The organism is Melghirimyces profundicolus (assembly GCF_003054245.1).
Lineage (GTDB): Bacteria > Bacillota > Bacilli > Thermoactinomycetales > DSM-45169 > Melghirimyces > Melghirimyces profundicolus.
Window position 1 is genome coordinate 128,757 of the sequence record NZ_QBKR01000006.1, and the last position, 16,725, is coordinate 145,481.

Genomic DNA, 16,725 nt, shown 5'->3' on the forward strand with positions numbered 1-16,725 from the left:
AAAAGGCCGTTGCGTCAAAAGATGGCTGAATTTGATGGCCTTCATACCCTTTTTTCCTCTAAAGGATGATGGGATTCTGCTTGTGAGATCCCGTTCAAAGCCTGCTCTTGATAGAACCTGAAAAAGGTGCGGCAGAAAAGGGCGATGACCCGGTTGGCCGGGATATCGGACCCTCCTTGCATCTCGGACATGAACTGGGCTCCGATACCGAAATCCCCATCCACCCCATCCTTACAATGCATTCGAATCCGTTCCAATTCCGGGAAATCATCATCGGGAAACCGTTCCAACAGTGCGATCAAGCCATCGGTTCATGCCAGTGGACAGGTGATCCCGAATTCGCCGAGTTCGTTGATCAACAAACGCTTCACAAAGCTTTCCCATGGGACCGTCTCTTCTGAAAATAAGGCTTCCGAAAAGATCTCTTTCTCCAACGTTTCGGTCTCGCCGGATCCGGTGGTTGAAGGCATCGTAATGAAGTAATGACGGGGCGGAATGACTTCCTCGGTCAACCAATTTCCTCCAACGGGAAGATACCTTGGGAGAAAAGGGCGGACAATCGTTCGTCCATTTTTTCGCCACAGTAATAAAGCACCAGTTTTCGTAAAAAGGGGTCATCCCGGTAAAAGTCCACCCGTTCTCGCTCTTCCACAAAGGGATCGAAGGAATAGGAGGGGGGCATCACGATCTTCACTCCTTTGAACGGAAACACATTGATTTGGATTTCCATCCCCATTGTTCTGTTACTAGACGGTAATCCAATCATTTTGCAAATCTTGTCTACGTACCAATTCGACCTCTTCTACCTCTTATTCAACAACACTTTGATCGTCCCGGTGATCACCGTTTCACCGGTCTGTTTTTTCACTTCTTGTTTCGCAGTCAGGACCCCCGTGCCGTTCCCTTTGTCTTGCATCTCTTCCACTGTCATCTCCACATGGATGGTATCCCCGATGAAGGTGGGATTGGTAAACCGGACTTGATCCATCCCATAAAAAGCAACCACAATACCTGGCTCAAAAATTTGCAATCCCGATGCTGCGGACAGTACCAGCATCCCATGGGCAATCCGTTGTTTAAAAGGTGTCGTTTTTGCATATTCAACATCCGTGTGAAGCGAGTACCAATCTCCACTGAACCCTGCAAAATTAACGATATCCGCTTCTGTAACCGTTCGCCCTTTCGAGTGCCACCTTTCACCTATTTCGTAATCATCAAAATACTTTTTAAACATGACTCGTGGCTCCTTTTTTGTGTTGTTTTCTTAACTCGGTCTTTAATACTTTGCCTGTGGTATTCCGGGGCAGCGACTCCATGATTTCGATTTGCTTCGGTATTTTAAAACGGGCAAGCTTCCCATCGCAGAATTTCTGAATGTCTTCCAGACTCATCGGTTCATCTGAATCTTTAAGGGCAATGTGAGCTTTTACGGATTCGCCCCATTTTTCATCAGGATATCCGACAACGGCCACTTCTTTGATATTGGGATGCCGGAATAAAACTTGCTCGACCTCCACCGGGTATACGTTCTCACCTCCGGTAATGATCATGTCTTTTTTGCGGTCCACAATATACATAAAACCCTCATCATCCTGTTTGGCAAGATCCCCCGTGTAAAACCAGCCGTCTTTGATTGCTTCCTTCGTGGCGATCGGCTGGTTCCAATAGCCGGCAAAAATGTTGGGCCCTTTCACGAGAAGCTCTCCAACCTCACCGACAGGGATCTCGTTGTCGTACGCATCGACAATTTTAACGTCCGTGTGGATCGGCGGTTTTCCGACCGAACCGTTCTTGCGAAGGCTGTTTTCAGCATCCAGCAAACATACGAAGGGTGCCGTTTCCGTCAATCCAAAACCTTCATAGAACGGAATGTTTCGTTTCTGGAAAAATTCAATCACGGTAATCGGACAAGGTGCACCGCCCGAAATATTAAACCTTAAGGTACTTAAATCGTAATCATCGAATTTCGGAAACTGAGTCATCGCAAGCCACATGGCCGGAACAAGAAACAGGGTGGTGACGCTTTCTTTTTGAATCGTTTCAAGCGTTGCTTGCGGGGCAAATTGATCCTCCAACACAACGGTACCGCCTTTATATAACGTCGGGGTGGTAAAAACATTCATGCCCCCAATATGGAAAAGCGGAGCGACCGTGAACGTGATGTCATCTTCATTCATCGGCAAAAAGTTGATGACATTGACGGCATTCCATAACGTGTTGCCGTGGGTCAGCATGGCTCCCTTCGGTTTCCCGGTTGTTCCCGACGTGTACATCATCATATGAAGGTCCTCAAGCCGAACTTCATATGCCGGCTCATCGTCATTTGCCCCGGCAAGCAATTGTTCATAATGGGCTTCATCCTGATTGGATGAATCACCCACTTGTATAAAATGATGAATATGTTTCATCCGCTCACGAAGTCCTTCTGCGATGGCACGGAGTCTTTCGTCATAGATGAAAATCGCACCACCGGAGTCGCGAACGATATATTCGACTTCATCGACGCTCAAACGGAAGTTGATCGGGACAAAGATCGCACCCATTTTTGCGCAGGCAAACATCGCTTCCAATAATTCATTGGTGTTGAATAGCAGGGCGTTGACTCGATCCCCCTTTCGAACCCCGAGTTCAACGAGAGCATTGGCTAAACGATTGACTCGATCATTAAATTCGCGGTAAGTGAAGCATTTGTCTTTATGGATGATGGCCGGCTTTTCTTGGTTTCGGTCACAATGTTTCACCAACCATGATCCGATGCCGTTCAACATTTGAACATCGCCTCCTGTTATTCATTACTCACAATACCCAATCGCTTCACCAGGATTTCGTTCATAATTTGCGTCGTCCCTCCGCCAATGGATTGAATCCGGGCATCCCGCCAATAACGTTGAACCGGATATTCCATCATATAACCGTTGCCACCGTGAATTTGAAGAGCTTGATCACAAACTCTGCTCACCATTTCACCTGCGTATGCTTTGGCCATTGTGGCTTCGGTCGTCACGTCTTTTCCCCGGTTGCACAAATAGACCGCACGATAGGTCATGTTTTTCGCTTTTTCAATATCAACGGCCATGTCGACCATCTTATGTCTGAGTACTTGGAACCGATGGAGGGATCGTCCGAATTGAGTGCGCTCTTTACTGTAACGAATGGCGTCATCCAGCGCTTTCTCAGCGAGAGCCACACTGGTCAAAGCCATCATAATCCGTTCCCACTGGAAATTCGTCATCATGTATTGAAAACCATGATTCTCTTCACCGATTCGATTTTCTTTTGGCACTTTCACATTTTCAAAGTACAATTCTCCTGTATCGGATGCGCGCCAACCCAGTTTATCCAGTTTCTTGCCGGCCGAGAACCCTTCCCAACTCCTCTCCACGATGAACAAACTGATGTTTCGATGTTTTGGACCGTCACTTGTCTTTGCTGCCACTACCACGTAGTCAGCCTGAACGCCATTGGTGATAAACGTTTTTGAACCGTTCAGAACATAATGGTCGCCTCTCTTTTCCGCCCGGGTTGAAATGGAAGCAACATCACTCCCGGCACCGGGTTCGGTAATTCCCAAAGCTGCGATCCTTTTGCCCTGAATCGCGGGTTCCAAATATTTTTTCTTTTGTTCATGATTCCCGAATCGCCAGACAGGAGTCATAGCAATGCCGATATGCGCACCGATGGCTGCGCCGATTCCACTGGAACCGCACTTGGTGAGCTCCTCCAGAAATACAGCCTCAGTGATGAAATCCATCCCGCCTCCACCATATTCCTCAGGAAACTTGATTCCCAAATACCCAAGTTCCCCTGACCGTTCAAATAAACTCCGCGGTACTTCCCCGGCTTCTTCCCATTCTTCCACATGAGGAACGACTTCTTTATCCACAAATTTTCTCACGGTTTTTCGGAACATTTCATGCTCTTCATTAAACATCCAATGGGACATCCTTCCACCTCCTTAATTTTCGAGTCCGAGTTGTTTTGAAATGATTTCTTTCATAATTTCATCCGTTCCGGCACCGATCCGGTACAACCGGGTATCACGCCAGATTCGTTGAACCGGATATTCCATCATGTATCCGTTTCCACCGAATATTTGCAAAGCACGGTCCGCCACCCAATGCGCCATTTGCGCTGTCGCCAATTTAACCATTGAAATTTCTTTGCCCGGGACTTCCCCTTTTGAAAATCGATAAGCCGTCGCATAGGTCATTTCCCTGCACAATTCGATTTCCGTTTTCATTTCCGCCAACAAATGAGCGATCACCTGGTAATGACCGATCGGCTGATTAAATTGCTTCCGTGTTTTTGCGTATTGGTACGCTTGCTCATAAGCAAACTCAGCCATTCCGATTGCACCTGCCGCTGCAATCATTCGTTCCCCTTGCAGTTCCCACATAATTTGAGAAAAACCGCTGCCTTCTTCCCCAAGCAAATGATCGTATGGAACCCGAACATCATCAAAAATTAACTCGGCGGTATCGGAGGAACGCATCCCCACTTTTTTTAACTTCCGGCTTACTGAAACACCCGGGCGGTCCAGTTCAACAAGGATCAGACTGATTCCTTTGTACGGATCTTCCGATGTTCTGGTGACCAGCGTGACAAAATCGGCTCTTGGGCCATTGGTAATGAACATCTTGGTTCCATTGATCACCCATTCATCGCCTTCTCTTTTCGCACGCGTTTCAATCGAAGCGACGTCGGAACCATGATTGGGTTCCGTGATTCCAATGGCTGCGAGTTTTTTGCCCTGAATGGCCGGCTTTAAAAAACGTTCTTTTTGCTCATCGTTCCCAAACTGCAAAATCGGCGGGGTCGACATCTCGGTTTGCACCGCAACCGCCATCGGAAATCCGCCGCAACCGCAGCGTGCCAATTCTTCCGCAAAAACCACACCTGCAAAATAATCCCATCCCTGCCCGCCCACTTCCTTCGGATATCGTAAACCGAGAAATCCCAGTTCACCCATTCTTTCTAAGATGTCCCGGGGAAATTCGCCGGCTTTTTCCCATTCCTCAACGTAAGGAGTCACTTCTTTGTCCACAAATTTTCGGATGGTTCTTCGCAGCTGTTCATGTTCCTCTGTCAGGTAAGGTTCATAGACCACTCGGGTTCACCTCATGATGGTTCCGTTTTTCCATGAGAGCATCCGGCACTTCGATTTCAAAACGAAGCAGATTGGAGCTGAAGCATTTACCCAAGTTGTCCACCCGAATGGAGGCGGAGCCACCTCCATCCAACGCATCCATACAGACGAAATTGAATGCATGGATATTCGGCAATTCATATCGGATGACTTCCCCATTCACGAGCCCCTCAAAATGACTTTTTACTTTTTCCGACGTCACTTTTTCTTTGAAAATTTCGTAATATTCCTCGTCAGGGGCAAAAAGCCCGATGTTCACTTTGTTTCCCTTATCCCCACACCGTGCTTGTGCCACTTCTCTTAATTGGATCCTTGGCATGAATTCCCCACCTCATTCACCGATACTTTGACATTTTTCTCGACGATGTCTCTTGGGATCAGCGACGCCCACATCCCCAACAATTGACGCGGAGGAATGTTGCCGAAATAACCGCCCATGGACGGCGGCCCATCGAGTGACAATGGGGGAAACAGTCGATTGAGTTTCAAAGCATCCCGCTTTGTTTTTGCCCGAACGGCCATTCGTAAATAAACCTCGTTTAATTCCTCTTTCGGTTCCTCCGCCAGTGGGCCGTGCAATGAATTGTACCCCATAAAATCGGTATGAATTTCGTCATATTGCAGGCCCCTGCTTGCCATCTGTTTTCGGATGATTTCATCGGTTTTTCTTGCTTTTTCAAGGGCATCCGGCCACGAAAAACCGACGATGACTTGACCCATGTATCCGTTTTCGTATCCCATCACAACCTTTAACGTATCAGGGCGGGGTTTCCCGGAAACACCGGTCACTTTCACTTCATTCGTTCCCACCGCTTCAAGTTGAACCTTGGTTAAATCAACGACAACGTCCGGAGTGACATAAGCCGATGGATCATGAATTTCATAAAGCATTTGTTCTTTTACCGTATCAACAGTCACCAAACCCCCGCGTTCCTTGACTTTTGTTACAATGAAATCGCCGCTTTCACTCACTTCTGCAATCGGATATCCGATTTCCTCCATCCTTTCGACTTGACGCCAATCCCCACTGAAGTTTCCTCCCGTTGACTGGGCCGAACACTCCAGTAAATGCCCCATGAAGATCCCGCTTGCCAGGCGATTCCAATCATCTTCCGTCCAGCCGAATTCATAGATCAATGGCGCAAGAAACTGTGCGGGATCCGTCGTTCGACCGGTGACAACCACATCGGCTCCTTGTCTCAGGGCTTCCACAATGGGCATGGAACCCAGATAGGCATTGGCAAACAAGAGCCGATCTTTGACTGGATCAATCGACTCGCCGGTTTCCATATGATCCAAAGCCAATCCTTGTGAAATCATCGAATCGATTTGGTCGATGATATTATCGCCGGTTACAACCGCCACCTTTAAGTCGCTCATGCCCAGTTCCTTTGCGAGACGGATGACTTCCTGCTGCGCACCAACCGGATTCAACCCTCCCGCATTGGTTAACAACTTGATTCCTTTTTCCTTCACATAAGGCAAAAGCGCTTTCATTGAGGTCGTGATATCCCGTGTGTGGCCAAGGTTCCCGTCTTTCTGTTTATCCTTAAGCAAAATGGCCATTGTCAATTCTGCCAAACAATCAAAGCCAAGATAATCGACCTCTCCGTACTTTGCCGTTGCGACCGCAGGTTCGATCGTATCCCCATAAAAACCTTGAGCCGCACCGATCCGAACCGTTTGTTTCACAGACTTCAACCTTTCCCTCGTTTAATTCAATCACTTTAACCGCGTCTCCCTCTTGAAGCGTTGTGAAAAAGTGAGCGGCAGCATTTACCCAAAGCCGCTCCGGATCCCCTTCAACCGCTTCCACTTTCCAAACATTCGCTTTCCTCCTATTTTCCTTTCCATACGGGTTTTCTCTTTTCCAAAAATGCGGACGCCCCTTCTTTCAGATCTTCGCTGCAAAAAGAAACGAGTCGCAAGGTGGACAGATAATCGAAAGATTTTAAAAAGTCCATTTGTTCCGTGGTAAAATACGCATCCATGCTCAGACGAACAGCCAGCGGACTGTGCGATGCGATTCCTTCAGCTATTTTCCATGTTTCCTCTTCCAACCGATCATGAGGTACGACTCGATGAATCAGTTCATATTCTTTGGCTCTTTCAGCATCGATGATTTCCGCGGTCAACATCATTTCCAGGACCCGTCGATTTCCAACGGCACGTCTCACCCAAGGTAAGATGACATAAGGGACGATTCCCAGTTTTAACTCCGTCAGACCCAGTTTTGCCTGATCCGAGGCGATCGCAATATGGGACATCGCAACCAGGCCGGTTCCCCCTCCCAATGCCGGACCGTTGACAGATGCCACAATGGGGGTTTGAACCGTTGCTCCCAGTTTAAAAAGCTCTGTACTCTCCCGACCTTCATCGTGAAGCTGTGGAACCGGTTTTTCGAAGTTCTCTTTAAATTCATTTAAGTTCCCACCCGCAGAAAAGCACTTTCCGGCTCCGGTCAAAATCATCACGCGAACCTCTTCATCTTGATCGGCGGTTCGAATGGCCTCTATTAACTCTTTCGTTAACTGATCGGTCAACGGATTTCTCATTTCCGGAAGGTTTAACGTGATTTTGGCTACATGATCATTCACTTCATACAAAATGGTTTCATTATTCATGATTCACACCTCCGCTTCATTAAACGGGATGAATGGCATTTCGCTTCTCATAGCCTTTGACTTGTTTCGACCGATACATTTTAAATCGACGGATCAACTCGCCGCGAAGCTCGTTATAGCCGACGATATCGTCAATAATCAACTCGGATGCCAATCGGTGTATATTGATGTTATCCGCATACTCCTTCCGTTTTTCACGGATAAAAGCCGCCCGTTCGTCCTCCGGAAGCTCTTGAATTTTGTTGTAATAAACGGCATTGACGGCTGCTTCCGGACCCATCACCGCAATTTGTCCGCTCGGCAACGATAAAACCGCATCGGATCCAAATGCGGGACCTGCCATGGCATAAAGGCCCGCACCATAACATTTACGCACGATCACGGATATAATCGGGACGGTGGCCTCGGACATGGCCGAAATCATTTTTGCACCGTGGCGGATAATTCCGCTTTGCTCCACTTTCGAACCGATCATATAGCCTGGAACATCAGACAAATACAGTAAAGGAATATGATATGCATTACAAATCATGACGAAACGCGCAGCTTTATCAGGAGAATCGACAAATAATGTTCCTCCTTTTACTTTCGGCTGGTTTGCAATCACTCCCGTGACCTTGCCATTGATCCGGGCAAACCCGGTGATCAGCTCTTGAGCAAACAATTTTTTGTACTCAAACCAACTTCCTTCATCGATCACTTGATGGATCAATTCATACATATCAAAAGGCGTATTTTGGTTTTCAGGGATGATTTCAGCAATGCTTCTCCCTTCCACCGGTTCTCGACCCTCTTTCTCAAGAGGCCGTTCTTGCCAGTTCTGCGGCATGTAATCCAGATAACGTTTACAAGCATCAATCGCTTCATCCTCGCTGTCTGCAAGAACATCACCCAAGCCACTCACAGACGCATGCATTTTTGCACCGCCCATTTGATCCATCGTTGTTTTTTCACCAATGGCCATTTCCACCATTCGGGGCGAGCCTAAGTAGGCACTCGCATTTTGATCCACCATGATGACCAGATCTGAAAATGCCGGTACGTACGCCGCCCCTGCCGGTGAAGGACCAAACAAAATACAAATTTGCGGAACGACTCCTGACAATTGAACTTGATTGTAGAAAACCCGCCCGCCGTGACGTTTCCCGGGAAATACATGTAATTGTTCTGTAATTCTCGCACCGGCAGAATCAATCAAGTATAAAATGGGGACTTTTAAGTCCGCTGCCTTTTCCTGAATCCGAATATTCTTTTCAACCGATTTGGGACCCCAAGAACCTGCCTTGACGGTTGAGTCGGCTGCCAAAAAGCAAACGGTGCGACCGTTTATTTCTCCCACCCCTGTCAAACATGCATCTGCGGGAAGTGACGGGTCTTCACTGTTTGCAAAAATACCGTCTTCCACAATGGAACCTGGATCAAAAAGTTTTTCCAAACGTTCCCGAACAAACATTTTTCCCCTGGCTTTGTTCTGTTCATGATATTTTTGTTTACCGCCTTTCAAAATACGTTCCTTTTCTTGATAGTACAGTTGATAGTCGCTTCGCATCGGATGCCCCTCCTGATCTGAATTCCTTCAGGATACAGTGCAAGTTTTATACCACCATTCCATTGATTTGAAAAACTTCGCCGATCCCGATTTTGTTTCCAATCCATCCAAAACAGGTGTATGGGTTTACGGACAATTGACCGAAGATGAATACAGTTAGCTTGGAAACAAACCAAAGCCTGTCTTATAATAAAAAACAAGTGAATTTGAAGGAGGGGACCGTGTGCAAGTCCGCCACCTAATGACAACCGATTACGTTCAAATTCAAAAAGATGGAACCGCACGTGAAGTGTTGGAGCAATTTCTTTCCAAGCGGCAAGACCTCGCCTGCATCATGGACAACGGAAACTTTATTGGAATCGTGACCAAGTACGCCCTCTACCGCCTCCTCTTGAAATCCCATTCAATTGATACGAACATACATGACGTGATGATCCGTGAAGTTGTCACTGTTAATGAAAATGAAAGCGTTTACTTCGCGAGGGAACTGTTATTAAAAGAACAAGTCGGTCATGCGGTGGTGGTCAATTCAAAGGGCCAGGTAACCGGTGTGATGGCAAAGTCGGACTTAATCAGAGGACTGACAATCGAGACGAACAATTTGGTGCACCGTTTAAAAACACTCATGAATCATCTGCAGGAGTCGGTCCTTTCGGTTGACCTGGATTTGAAAGTGACTTCGATTAACGCCTCCGCACTGGATTATCTCGAATTAAAAGAGGATGAAATCACGGACAAAAAAATAACAGGGTGTTTTCCGGACTTAGCCAATGATTTAAATCAATGTATCCACACGGAAAAAAGCCGTTTAAAACGAATCAAGCTTGCATCGAAAACGGCCATTGCGTCTTTTACACCGATCAAAGAATGGAACTCCATAACCGGAGCCATGGTCGTTTTAAAAGACGTGACGGCATATGAAACCGTCGCAAAGGAATTGGAAACAACGAAACGAATGGAAAAGATATTGGACAGCGCCCTGAAACTGGCCTATGACGGGGTCGTGATTACCGACCATTCCGGTAAAGTGACAAAAGTCAACCAAGGCTTTCTTGCACTATACGGCTTTCAATCCCAAGACGAGGTGATCGGTCGACCCATTGACTCCGTTGCACCTGAATTCCCGTCCAAGAAAACGGTTCACTCCAATGAACCATTCGAAGGTCAATTAATGGATATCAACGGCAACAAAGCGATCTTGACCCAAATGCCGATCATCCAAAACGGAAAACGGATCGGTGAAATATTCAAGGTCCTCTATCAACAATTAGAGGTCTGGAAAGATCTGTTCCGGCACATGGAAAAATTGGAAAACGAGATTTCGTATTATCGCAGCGAATTGAGTAAAGTGTCTTATCAGAACGATTCATTTGCACAGATTATTTCCAAGAGCAAGCGCATTGACACCTTAAAAAAGGAAGCCTATATTGCCGCCCAAACATTTTCGAATGTTCTGATTACAGGAGAGAGCGGAACAGGAAAAGAGCTGTTTGCGGATGCCATCCACCAAACCTCAGGACGACCCGGTGCTTTTGTCAAGGTGAATTGCGCTGCCATTCCTGAGAATCTGTTGGAGTCGGAGTTTTTCGGATATGCCGAAGGTGCGTTCACAGGAGCAAAAAAAGGAGGAAAACCGGGTAAGTTCGAGCTCGCGGATTGCGGCACCCTTTTTCTCGATGAGATCGGAGATATGCCCCTTTCCTTACAGGCAAAGCTCCTTCGCGTCCTCCAAGAACGGGAATTTGAACAAATCGGAGATATCAAAACCCGTAAAGTGGATGTTCGGATCGTTGCCGCAACCAACAAAGACCTGCAACAATTCATTCAGGAGGGTAAATTCAGGGAAGACCTTTACTATCGAATTCATGTCATTCATTTACGAATTCCGCCGCTCCGCGAAAGACCTGAAGATATTCCTCTTTTGTGCTCGTTTTTTCTTGAAAAATTCAAAAGTCGGATTCCAAAGACCATCAGCGGATTGACAAGAGAAGCGATCGAAAAATTGCAGGCCTACGAATGGCCCGGAAACGTACGTCAACTTGAAAATGTACTGGAACGTGCATTTCACTTCACAAGCGGAAAATGGATGGAAGCAGAGCACATCATTCTGGAACCGACCGCGACGGTGTTCGAATCGGGAAATGCTTCCGTTACAAACGCCATCAGCGCAAATCGTTCCCAGCCTCTGAATCGGAAACAGTTAATCAATGAAACGGAAAAATATGCGCTGATTCAAGCGTTGTCAAAAGCGGGCGGCAATCGGACAAAAGCAGCGAAAATACTTGGAATCAGCCGATCCACCCTTTATCAAAAGCTAAACAAGTACCAGATTAAAGAAGAGACCCAATTTAAGATAGAATAACTGGAAAGATTCCGCTTCATCTCTTACCGGTTGTTCCCTGTTCATGTGAAGCACACAAGGCAAAGGCTTTTTTCCGGGAAATCATGGACCACCCGGCGTTTGATCCTGTGCAGCCAGGAATAAATTCAGTCGCACGGGATGCTTTTGGTTGAGGCCCGTTGAAGCGTGTGATTTATTGATCGTTTCGAGAAAAGGGGAAGCGTTTACCCAAAATAGCGACTTTGCTGTCCTACCCAGCGGAGAATCAGCCTGCAAGGGCGTTCAGGGGCAAAAGCTTCTCTGTGGTCGCATCCGAAGGCGTTTGCCCCTGCCCGCAGCAGGATGATTCGGAGCGGACAGTGCCTACATCTCTGCAGGACAGCAGCCGGAGCGGCTTTGGGTTAAATGCTGCCGCTCACTTTTTCACAACGCTTGAAGGGTTTTGTTTTTTCGTATTCGCATTATTTTGACTCCATTTGGTCGGATGTGCTACAATAAACCCGATTTGTTAACCTTTTATCCATGTTTGGTTTACAATTGGAGGGGATGGTTTGATCCAGACAGAGACAATCACGGGCGCCACCCGATGGGAAGCGCTTGCCGACCGGGTGTTGAAGGGGAAACCTTTGTCGACGGAAGAGGCGCTGTCGGTCCTGCAATGTCCCGACGAAGCGTTATTGTCGTTATTGCAGGCGGCATACCGTGTCCGGCACCACTACTTCGGCAACAAAGTGAAGCTGAACATGATCATCAACGCCAAAAGCGGACTGTGTCCCGAAAATTGCGGGTACTGTTCCCAGTCCATCGTTTCCACTGCCCCGGTGGAGCGATACTCCATGCTGAAGAAGGAGGTGCTGATCGAGGGTGCCCGGGAAGCGATCGACCGCCAGGCCGGCACCTATTGTATCGTCGCCAGCGGTCGGGGCCCCACCCACCGGGAAGTGGAGGAAGTCGCCGAGGCGGTTCGGGAGATCAAATCCCAAACCCGGTTGAAAATCTGCGCCTGCCTCGGAATCCTCTCGGAGGAACAGGCCCGGAGGCTGAAAGAGGCCGGCGTCGACCGGTACAACCACAACCTCAACACCAGTGCCAGTCACCACGATCAAATCACAACCTCTCACACCTTCGACGACCGGGTCCGGACGGTGGAACATGCAAAACAGGCCGGGATCTCCCCGTGTTCCGGTTGCATCGTCGGCATGGGGGAAACCGACGAACAGATCGTGGAGGTGGCCAACAGCCTGAAGGAATTGGATGCCGATTCGATTCCCGTCAACTTCCTCCACGCCATTCCCGGGACGCCGCTGGAAGGAATGGACGAGTTGAATCCCCGGCGCTGTCTGAAGATCCTGGCTCTGTTCCGTCTGATGTGCCCCACGAAGGAAATCCGGGTATCCGGAGGAAGAGAAGTCAACCTGAGAAGCCTGCAACCCCTGGCTCTGTACCCTGCCAACTCCCTGTTTGTCGGGGATTACCTGACTACGGAAGGTCAGGTCGCGGAGCAGGATCATCAGATGATCCGGGACCTGGGATTTGAAATCGAAGAGTGCGCGTTATAGAAAAAAAGGACCGGTCCATGGCGGACCGGTCCTTTGTCACCCCCCGGATAAGGTCGGGCCGGACTTTATGCCAAAAAAACCGGACCTGCGGTAAAGCAGGCCCGGCAGGCAGTGTCCGATGCCGGAGAAACTCCGTTTACATTTCAAACACAAGACGGGCTTTGGCGTTCCCTTCTTCCACTTCCTTGAATGCTTCGTTCACATCATGGATGTGCCTGGTTTCGTGGATCACCCGGGTTCGCCCGTCGGCATGGAGTTCAAAAACTTCTTGGAGATCCACCCGGGTTCCGACGATGGACCCCACCACGGAAATTCCGTTCAGGACGGTTTCGAAAATCGGAAGTTTCACGTCGTTGTCCTTGGGCAGGGCCACAAACACAATCTTTCCTCCCCGTCTGAGAGAATGATAGGCCTGTTCAAAGGCTTGCGGGGCGACTGCCACGCAAATCGCCTGATCCGCTCCGCCCAGTTTTTTGATTTCCTCAACGGGATCCTGGGTTTTTGCATTCACGGTGTAATCGGCCCCCAGTTCTTCGGCCAACTGGAGCTTCTCATCGAACAAATCCACCGCGACCACGGACGCTCCGGCGATCTTGGCATATTGGACTGCAAGATGGCCCAGCCCCCCGATTCCAAAAACCGCAACCAAATCCGACGGACGGGCACCGGAAATCTTCACCGCCTTATACGTGGTGACTCCGGCGCAGGTCAGAGGGGCGGCGTCCAAAGGATCCACCCCCTTGGGAACTTTGGCCACATAATCGGCAAAGGCATTGGCGTACTCGGCAAAGGCACCGTCGATGGCATAACCGGTGTTCAGTTGGTTTTCGCACAAGGTTTCCCAACCGGAGGTGCAATACTCACAATACCCGCAGGCATATCCCAACCACGGAATGGCCACACGGTCGCCTTCCTTCACGCTTTTCACGCCATTGGAAACGCTTTCAACAATTCCGACGCCTTCGTGACCGGGTATAAAAGGCAGTTTGGGCTTAATGGGCCAGTCGCCATGGGCTGCGTGAATATCGGTATGACACAAACCGGACGTTTCAATCTTGACACGGGCTTGATGGGTTTCCGGATCCGGCAGATCCACCTCCTCCACACGCAGGGGTTTTGAAAAATCACGGACAACGGCGGCGAGCATTTTCTTCCCCATCATAAAACCTCCTTCAAGAGTACTCACCTCCTGTAAAGAGCAAACATCATGCCAAATCGTCATGCCCGGGGTTACCCGCCTGAAACGTATTTTCCACTGTCAATCAAACAGAATCATGTTGCAATTCGTTACACTTATGTAGAAGGTCCCTTCTTTAGAATGAGATGGATCGAAAGGAGGATGGGGTGTGCTTGCCCGTGACGATCGTTCGGAGTTGATTCACAGATCCCGGACCCGAAGTCTCCAATCCGGTGTCGATCAACATCGTGCCGTGAACGACATTTTAAAAGGGGGCGAGTTGGTCGACCGTCAAAAGGAGTTGAAAAAGTTTTTTAAAGTCACCGATGATATATTGAACCAGCTTTTCTTACAGCTGCGGAAATCCGATTTCATGATCCTCGTTTCGGATTTGGACGGGTACATCGTGAATACGTGGGGAGAACCGCCTTTTTCCGAACGGGCCAAAAACGTCTGGCTGGATACGGGAGCCAATTGGACCGAAGGAATTAAAGGAACCAACGCCATCGGAACCGCCCTGATTGAAAAACAGCCTGTCAGTGTGGTGGGGAATGAGCACTTTTGCAGGGAAAACCATTTTCTGACGTGCTACGCGGCCCCCCTGTATGCTCCGACCGGAGAGTTGCTCTGCATATTGGATGTCAGCGGAGACGTCGCCCACCATCATCCCCATACCATGGGAATGGTGATCGCCGCCTCACAGGCCTGTCAAGCAAGACTGTTGCTTCATCATGCAGAGAATGAATTGACGCTGACACTGAGTGAAAACCATACGCTCATCCGTGAGCATCAACAGCCTTTGTTGTCCGTGGATGAAAACGGGATCATCACGAAGTTGAACTCACACGCGGCCCATATCCTGGGAGCAACAATTCGCGACTGCGTGGGGCAGCCTTTGAACAAATGGTTCCGGGAAGAAACAAAGGAAATCCTGTCCCCCGAGGGAACGAGCACAAAAACCGTGACCATGAAATCAGAAAAAAACGAAAAGTATAGAGAATGGAAGGTCCAAACGATCAGCGATCGCCGGAAGAAAATGTACCGGGCACTTTTAAAACCCGTTCGAGCAAACGGACATTCCGCACCGGAGAACCGGATCGCCGATTGTCCCCGTGTAAAAAAGGTCCTGGATGCAGCCAACGCCATTGCCCAAACCGATGCGACCGTGCTCATTCTGGGAGAGACGGGATCGGGCAAGGATTGGATCGCTCAAACCATCCACCGGGCCAGCGGGCGGAAAGGACCGTTTTTGGCAGTGAATTGCGGGGCTTTACCGGATCACTTGATCGAGTCGGAGTTGTTCGGATATGAGAAGGGAGCGTTTACGGGAGCCAACCGGGAAGGGAAAACCGGGAAGTTTGAAGCGGCGGACGGGGGAACTCTTTTTCTGGATGAGATCGGGGAACTTCCCCTCTCTTCCCAAACCGTCCTCCTCCGGGTTTTGGAAGAAAAGCTCGTAACACGAATCGGCGGGCATCACCCCCGTTCAGTGGATGTACGCATCGTCGCAGCCACGAACCGGGACCTTTCCACCGAGATCCAAAAAGGGACGTTTCGGTCCGACCTGTATTACCGGTTGTGTGAATTTGAACTGAAAATCCCCCCGTTGCGGGAAAGAAAAGATCTGAAGAAGCTGATCGATCACTTCCTGGGCCAGTCGGCCGATGAATTGGGAAGCGAAATGACCCTTGACGAATGGGCATTGCAAAAGCTCCTGCACTATCACTGGCCCGGCAACATCCGGGAGTTGAAACAAGTCATCCGACAATCCTGTTACCAAACTTTTTTTGTCAACCACTCTCAAAGGATTACCATCGACGAGATCCGCCTGCCGCAAGGTGGGAAAAACGAATATTTATTGGAGAGCCAAGAAGAAAAGACCATTGAAAGGGTATTGGAAAAAACCAAGGGAAACATCTCGGAGGCTTCCCGCCTTCTGGGCATCAGTCGTACCACCCTCTATCGGAAAATCAATCAGTACGGAAATTTGAAAGAGTTGAGAAGCCGGTTGAAAGGTGTTCATCCATGTTCATAAAAAAAGACGCGATCCACAGGGATTGTCATCCAAGTGGATCGCTTTTTCCGTTTAAACGGGTTGGAGAAGTTTCGATTCTTCTCCGGTGAAGGGTCGGGACCGTATGAAAAACCGGATCCCCAAAGGGATTTCCAGGGAAAAGGAGGCCCCCCTTCCCTCAGTGATGTCCACGGTAAGCTGGGTGTGTTTCCAGTATTCAAACTGGGAACGGGACATGTAGAAGTCACATCCGTGGATTTCACCCAAGCGGACATCGCTCAGACCCGTCCGGAATTCCCCTTTCCGAAAACACAT

General features: G+C 48.8%; 15 protein-coding genes. 3 read left to right on the forward strand and 12 right to left on the reverse strand.

Annotation, left to right across the window (positions count from 1 at the left end; genetic code table 11):
* Nucleotides 1-311 precede the first annotated feature (311 nt).
* From C8P63_RS06265 to C8P63_RS06310, 10 genes are all read right to left on the reverse strand, one after another.
* Nucleotides 312-512, reverse strand: a complete 201-nt coding sequence (locus C8P63_RS06265; RefSeq protein WP_108022488.1) for a hypothetical protein — start codon at nucleotides 510-512, stop codon at nucleotides 312-314.
* On the reverse strand, nucleotides 509-730 hold the full coding sequence (locus C8P63_RS06270; protein WP_146172126.1) for a hypothetical protein: 222 nt from the start codon (nucleotides 728-730) through the stop codon (nucleotides 509-511). The genes C8P63_RS06265 and C8P63_RS06270 overlap by 4 nt, the downstream gene beginning before the upstream one ends.
* Nucleotides 731-802: 72 nt before the next feature.
* Nucleotides 803-1,234 (reverse strand): MaoC/PaaZ C-terminal domain-containing protein, encoded by a 432-nt coding sequence (locus C8P63_RS06275; RefSeq protein WP_108022490.1) that lies wholly within the window; start codon nucleotides 1,232-1,234, stop codon nucleotides 803-805.
* On the reverse strand, nucleotides 1,227-2,768 hold the full coding sequence (locus C8P63_RS06280) for an acyl-CoA synthetase (protein WP_108022491.1): 1,542 nt from the start codon (nucleotides 2,766-2,768) through the stop codon (nucleotides 1,227-1,229). Before C8P63_RS06280 ends, C8P63_RS06275 begins: the two co-directional genes overlap by 8 nt.
* Nucleotides 2,769-2,785: 17 nt before the next feature.
* Nucleotides 2,786-3,943 (reverse strand): acyl-CoA dehydrogenase family protein, encoded by a 1,158-nt coding sequence (locus C8P63_RS06285; RefSeq protein WP_108022492.1) that lies wholly within the window; start codon nucleotides 3,941-3,943, stop codon nucleotides 2,786-2,788.
* Between the two features lie 12 nt (nucleotides 3,944-3,955).
* A complete protein-coding gene (locus C8P63_RS06290) occupies nucleotides 3,956-5,107 on the reverse strand; it encodes an acyl-CoA dehydrogenase family protein (RefSeq protein ID WP_108022493.1) in 1,152 nt (383 codons plus the stop codon).
* Complete coding sequence (locus tag C8P63_RS06295; RefSeq protein ID WP_108022494.1) at nucleotides 5,097-5,465, reverse strand: AtuA-related protein; 369 nt, start codon at nucleotides 5,463-5,465, stop codon at nucleotides 5,097-5,099. The genes C8P63_RS06290 and C8P63_RS06295 overlap by 11 nt, the downstream gene beginning before the upstream one ends.
* A complete protein-coding gene (locus tag C8P63_RS06300; protein WP_108022495.1) occupies nucleotides 5,447-6,838 on the reverse strand; it encodes an acyclic terpene utilization AtuA family protein in 1,392 nt (463 codons plus the stop codon). Before C8P63_RS06300 ends, C8P63_RS06295 begins: the two co-directional genes overlap by 19 nt.
* Nucleotides 6,839-6,984: 146 nt before the next feature.
* Nucleotides 6,985-7,770, reverse strand: coding sequence for an enoyl-CoA hydratase/isomerase family protein (locus C8P63_RS06305; RefSeq protein WP_108022496.1), 786 nt, complete (start codon nucleotides 7,768-7,770; stop codon nucleotides 6,985-6,987).
* 19 nt (nucleotides 7,771-7,789) lie between these two features.
* Nucleotides 7,790-9,319 (reverse strand): acyl-CoA carboxylase subunit beta, encoded by a 1,530-nt coding sequence (locus tag C8P63_RS06310; RefSeq protein ID WP_108022497.1) that lies wholly within the window; start codon nucleotides 9,317-9,319, stop codon nucleotides 7,790-7,792.
* A gap of 223 nt (nucleotides 9,320-9,542) precedes the next feature.
* Here C8P63_RS06310 and C8P63_RS06315 point away from each other — a divergent pair, with 223 nt between their 5' ends.
* Nucleotides 9,543-11,681 carry a sigma-54-dependent Fis family transcriptional regulator gene (locus C8P63_RS06315; protein WP_146172127.1) on the forward strand — a complete coding sequence of 713 codons (2,139 nt, stop codon included), beginning with the start codon at nucleotides 9,543-9,545 and terminating at the stop codon, nucleotides 11,679-11,681.
* 533 nt (nucleotides 11,682-12,214) lie between these two features.
* Nucleotides 12,215-13,219 carry a biotin synthase BioB gene (gene bioB / locus C8P63_RS06320; RefSeq protein ID WP_245920739.1) on the forward strand — a complete coding sequence of 335 codons (1,005 nt, stop codon included), beginning with the start codon at nucleotides 12,215-12,217 and terminating at the stop codon, nucleotides 13,217-13,219.
* A gap of 136 nt (nucleotides 13,220-13,355) precedes the next feature.
* Here the strand turns inward: bioB and adhP are convergent, their stop codons facing one another.
* On the reverse strand, nucleotides 13,356-14,366 hold the full coding sequence (gene adhP, locus C8P63_RS06325; RefSeq protein ID WP_108022512.1) for an alcohol dehydrogenase AdhP: 1,011 nt from the start codon (nucleotides 14,364-14,366) through the stop codon (nucleotides 13,356-13,358).
* 199 nt (nucleotides 14,367-14,565) lie between these two features.
* Between adhP and C8P63_RS06330 the strand changes: the two genes are divergently transcribed.
* A complete protein-coding gene (locus C8P63_RS06330; RefSeq protein WP_108022499.1) occupies nucleotides 14,566-16,431 on the forward strand; it encodes a sigma-54-dependent Fis family transcriptional regulator in 1,866 nt (621 codons plus the stop codon).
* A gap of 51 nt (nucleotides 16,432-16,482) precedes the next feature.
* On the opposite strand, the gene C8P63_RS06335 is transcribed toward C8P63_RS06330, so the two are convergent.
* A partial coding sequence (locus C8P63_RS06335; protein WP_146172128.1) for a DUF779 domain-containing protein occupies nucleotides 16,483-16,725 on the reverse strand: 243 nt, incomplete at its 5' end.